This is a genomic window from Ensifer sp. SSB1, assembly GCF_016652895.1.
Lineage (GTDB): Bacteria > Pseudomonadota > Alphaproteobacteria > Rhizobiales > Rhizobiaceae > Ensifer.
Window position 1 is genome coordinate 1 of record NZ_JAEPRP010000309.1, and the last position, 4239, is coordinate 4239.

4 protein-coding genes are annotated in these 4239 nt (G+C 63.9%); 1 reads left to right on the forward strand and 3 read right to left on the reverse strand.

Annotation, left to right across the window (positions count from 1 at the left end):
* The 3 genes from I8N66_RS36355 to I8N66_RS36365 form a co-directional block, all read right to left on the reverse strand.
* Window positions 1-951 (reverse strand): glutamine synthetase (locus I8N66_RS36355; RefSeq protein ID WP_291165198.1); only part of this gene is annotated, 951 nt, incomplete at its 3' end.
* A 32-nt stretch (window positions 952-983) separates the two neighbouring features.
* On the reverse strand, window positions 984-1646 hold the full coding sequence (locus I8N66_RS36360; protein WP_291165201.1) for an isochorismatase family cysteine hydrolase: 663 nt from the start codon (window positions 1644-1646) through the stop codon (window positions 984-986).
* A 46-nt stretch (window positions 1647-1692) separates the two neighbouring features.
* A complete protein-coding gene (locus I8N66_RS36365; protein ID WP_291165204.1) occupies window positions 1693-2574 on the reverse strand; it encodes a MurR/RpiR family transcriptional regulator in 882 nt (293 codons plus the stop codon).
* Window positions 2575-2753: 179 nt separating this feature from the next.
* On the opposite strand from I8N66_RS36365, the gene I8N66_RS36370 reads away from it, so the two are divergent.
* Window positions 2754-4239: ATP-binding cassette domain-containing protein (locus tag I8N66_RS36370; RefSeq protein ID WP_291165210.1), on the forward strand; the 1486-nt coding region annotated here is incomplete at its 3' end.

Below are 4239 nucleotides of genomic sequence, written 5' to 3' on the forward strand. Positions count from 1 at the left end.
GCGCAGCGTCGCTTCGCGGTTCTTTTCACCGAGGCAGGTGTAGGCGGCGCTCCAATGGTGTGGCACGAGCCGCATGTAGGAAAGCACCGACGGAGCGGTAAACGCGGTCAGCGCTGGCAGATGCTTGATGACGCCGGCGGCAAAGGAGCCGGAGACCTTGGAAAGCCTGCCGGGACGCGAGGCGTCGAATGTCACCGGATTGCCGTCGAGATCGGTGAAGCTCACATGCAGATGCACGCCGTTGCCGACGCCATTCGACGCCGTCTTCGGGGCGAAGCTCGCATTCCAGCCGAAGAGGGCGGCGACTTCCTTGGTGATCGCGCGGATGGTGGCGCCGCGGTCGGCGGCGGTCAGCGCGTCGGCAGGACGGCAGGTGATTTCGAACTGGTCCTTGCCGTATTCCGGCAGGAACATTTCCGGCTCGGCGCCGGCTTCCTGCAAGGCGGTCATCAGCAGCGAGCCGAAGGGTTCGGCGCGGCGCTGGGCGCGCAGGCCGAAGGAGGGGGCGTCCGGCCAGTCGACGCCGAGCAACTGGAATTCCTGCTCGACGGCCGATATGACCTTGAGGCCGATCTCTTCATATTCCTTCAGTGTCTGTTTCAGGAAGCTGCGCACGCAGCAATCCCAGGCATTGCCCTGTAGGTCGGTGATGTCGGAGTGGTAGAAATGCAGCGGCGTCTCGTCGGGCAGGCAAGTGACGCGCGCCTTGCTGCTTGGATCCGCCATCAGTCGCAGGTCGCCGGACGAGCCCCAGGGGTTGTTTTCGGCAATCTGGTCGAAGGGCGTCAGCGCCAGGTTGGCCGGCACCCAGCCGACGCCCTTGCGCAGGTAGCTGTCGATCTCGGTCGCGGCGAAGCTGCGGCCGCGGGTGATGCCGGCGATGTCTGTCGTGACGAAGGTGGCGAGTTCCGTCAGTGCGGCGGCCGCCTTGCCGTTGTTGGTATCGGTCATGGAATCCCCTCCAATCTGTTTTTTGCGGCGGTCTAGGCCTGGCGCAGGCCGTTCAGGCGGCTGACGACGGTGTCCGTGTCGGTCGTCCAGCAGTAGCCCGAGTAGGCACGAAGGGCCGCGTCATGGCGCTGCTCGCTGTAGGTGGCGCAGGCGTCGTTGACGACGGTGACGAGGTAGCCACGGTCGGCGGCGTCACGCACGGCCATGTCGACGCACTGGTCGGTGATGACGCCGGCGATGATCAGATAGCGCGTGTTGAGATTGCGCAGGATGTAGTCGATGTTGGTCGAGTTGAAGACGCCCGACGACGTCTTCGGCAGCACGATCTCGTTGTCGATGGGGGCAAGCTCCGGAATGACCTGGCCCTCGGGCGAGCCCTTCGGCACGTGCATGTCGGAAAGCTTGTGGTCGAGCGAGCGGTCGCGGCCGTCGAGCGTCAGGCTTTCGATGATCGTGTGCAGCACCTCGCAACCTGCCTTTCGCGCCGCTTCCAGAATGCGCACCTGGTTGGGGATGACGGTCTGGCGCAGACGCCTGTGGTAATAGCTGTCGGCGTCCTGCGGGTGGGTCGGGTCGAGGTTCGGCTCGCACCAGATGCGCTGCATGTCGACGAACAACAAAGAGGTGCGGCCAGCCTCATAGGCGCTGTCGCGCCTCAAGAGATCGTCCCCAACCTTTACAGTGACTGCACTCATTCGAATTCTCCTCGGGTTGTCTGGTTCGCCAGGGCGGCGGAAAGGGTCAGCGGTCGTCTTCAACGGCTGGGTTGAAGGCATCCTCGGTGATGGCATAGCCGCGGCGCAGTTCCTCCATGCGCTCGATGCGGCCACGTGACTGCGTGGCTAGGCGGGCGGTCAGTGCCGCGATCACCGCCTCCGTCTGGGCGATCGCCGGCACCATCGTGTCGTAGGGCGAGACCGTGTCGACGGGCGCCGTCAGCGTCACGGTCGCGAAATCGGCGATCGGCGACAGCCAGCGGTCGGTGAACAGCACGATGCGCGCGCCCTGCGTCGCCGCCTGGCGGGCAAAGCGGATCGTGTCGTTCTGGTAGCGGCGATAGTCGTAGACGAAGAGCACGTCGCGCTTGCCGAGATCGACGAGCTGGTCGACCTGGTCGGCCTGGCTGCCGTTGATCCAGCGCGTATCGCCGCGCAGTTGCTTCATGTGCGACCAGAGCAGGCCGGCGAGAAAGCCGCTGAAGCGGCCGCCAAGGCAGTGGATGCGGGCGCTCATGTCGGCGGCGGCGTCGACCGCGGCCTCGAAATCCTCCGAAGGCAGCATCTGCATCGAGGATTCCAGCGCATGGATGCTGGCGCGCAGGAAGTACTGGTAAAAATTCTCCTGCTCCAGCGACGGGCGCCGCTCGTCGAGCATGGAGAGCGGCGAACTCATGCGCTCCTGCACTTCGCTGAGAAGCGCCTTCTGGAACTCTGGATAGCCCTCGAAGCCCAGCGTGTTGGCGAAGCGCACGACGGTCGGATTGCTGACGCCGGCGGCGGCGGCGAGATGCGCGACCGTGTTCAGCCCGGCTGCCGGATAGTTCGACAACAGCTGCCGCACGATCTTCAGTTCCGAGCGCGTGAAGGTGATCGCGCCGTCTGTCAGTCGGTCCCGGATTGCCACGATTTCTGCCTCCCAAAAATGATGGCGTGAACCCCAATTTCTACTTTTTGTTACAGAATTGCTAGCAGAGAATGTTTTTTGAAACAAGATTGACATTTGATCGATCTGCGATAACGTTCATTTCGGGAACGGGCCCGAGCCAAAAACACGAGGCGGGCCGAAAATTTGGGGGAATGCGGATGGTGCGCGTCAGGCGAGAAACCGTCTTTGGTATCCTTGTAACGTCGCTGCCGCTTTTGGCCGCCGCCGTCATCGCCTCGCTGTTCTTTCCGGGCAGCGGCGAGCGCCTGGTGACGCTGTTCATGATCAACGTCATCGCCGTGCTCGGCATCGGCATCTACGCCGGCAATTCCGGCATCGTTTCCTTCGGTCACGTCGGCTTCATGGCGATCGGCGCCTATGCGTCTGGTCTGTTGACGCTCAACCCGATCATCCAGAAGACGGCGCTGCCGCATCTGCCGGGATGGCTGGCGGGCATCGGCATGCCTTTCCTGCCGGCGCTTGCCATCGCCCTCGTCGTCGTTGCTCTGGTCGCGGTGCTGATCGGCATTCCGGTTGCGCGCCTTGGCGGCTCGTCAGCCTCGATCGCGACGCTCGGCTTCCTCGTCATCGTGCATGTCGTGCTTGTCGCCTCGACGGATTTCACCCGCGGCAGCCAGACGTTTTTCGGGATCCCGCGCGCGGTCAATCTCTGGGTGGCGCTGCCCTTTGCCATTGCGGCCATCGCGGTCGCGCGCCTCTATCGGGATTCGAGCGCCGGCCTAAAGCTTCGGGCGTCGCGTGAAGACGAGATCGCCTCGACCGCCGTTGGCGTCAACGTCAAGCTGCACCGCTTCTTCGCCTGGGTTCTGGGCGCAATACTCGCCGGTGCCGCCGGCGCCTTGCTGGCGCATTTCCTCGGCGCCTTTTCGCCCAAGGACTTCTACTTCAACCTGACCTTCATGCTGCTGGCGATGCTGATCCTCGGCGGTATCACCACGGTCTCGGGTGCTGTCGGCGGCGCCGCCGTGATCATGCTGATCGTCGAACTCCTGCGGAAGCTCGAGGGTGGCGTCGATCTCGGTTTCCTGAAACTGCCGACCGTCTTCGGCCTCACCGATATCGGCATCGGCGTTGCGATCCTCGTCGTCATGTACCGACTGCAGGACGGCCTTTTCGGCGTGCGTGAACTCGACGAGCGCTTCGGCTGGTTCAAGCGCGCCTCTTCGAAGGGCGCCGCCACAAGCCCAGTGCCGACAGCTACGAGCGCAGCAACCGGTCAAGGCACGCTCCGGGTAGAAAATCTCGGCAAACGGTTTGCGGGTCTCGTCGCGCTCGAGAACGCCAACTTCGAGATCAAGCCCGGTCTCGTCACCGGTCTGATCGGTCCGAACGGCGCCGGCAAGTCGACACTGATCAACAGCGTTTCCGGCGTCGTTCCGCCGTCAAGCGGCCGCGTGCTGATCGACGGTCAGGATGTTGCTTCGCTCGCCGTTCATGCCGTTCCGGTCGCGGGTCTCGCCCGCACCTTCCAGAACATTCGTCTGTTCAAGAACCTGACCGTCCTTGAAAACGTCACGGTTGCGGCAAGCGCCTTGAAGGCCGATGGCGAGGACCCGGCGGCCCGCGCCCTGACGGTGCTCGCGGAAGTGGGCCTCGGGGAATTTGCCGACAGGCTTGCCGGCA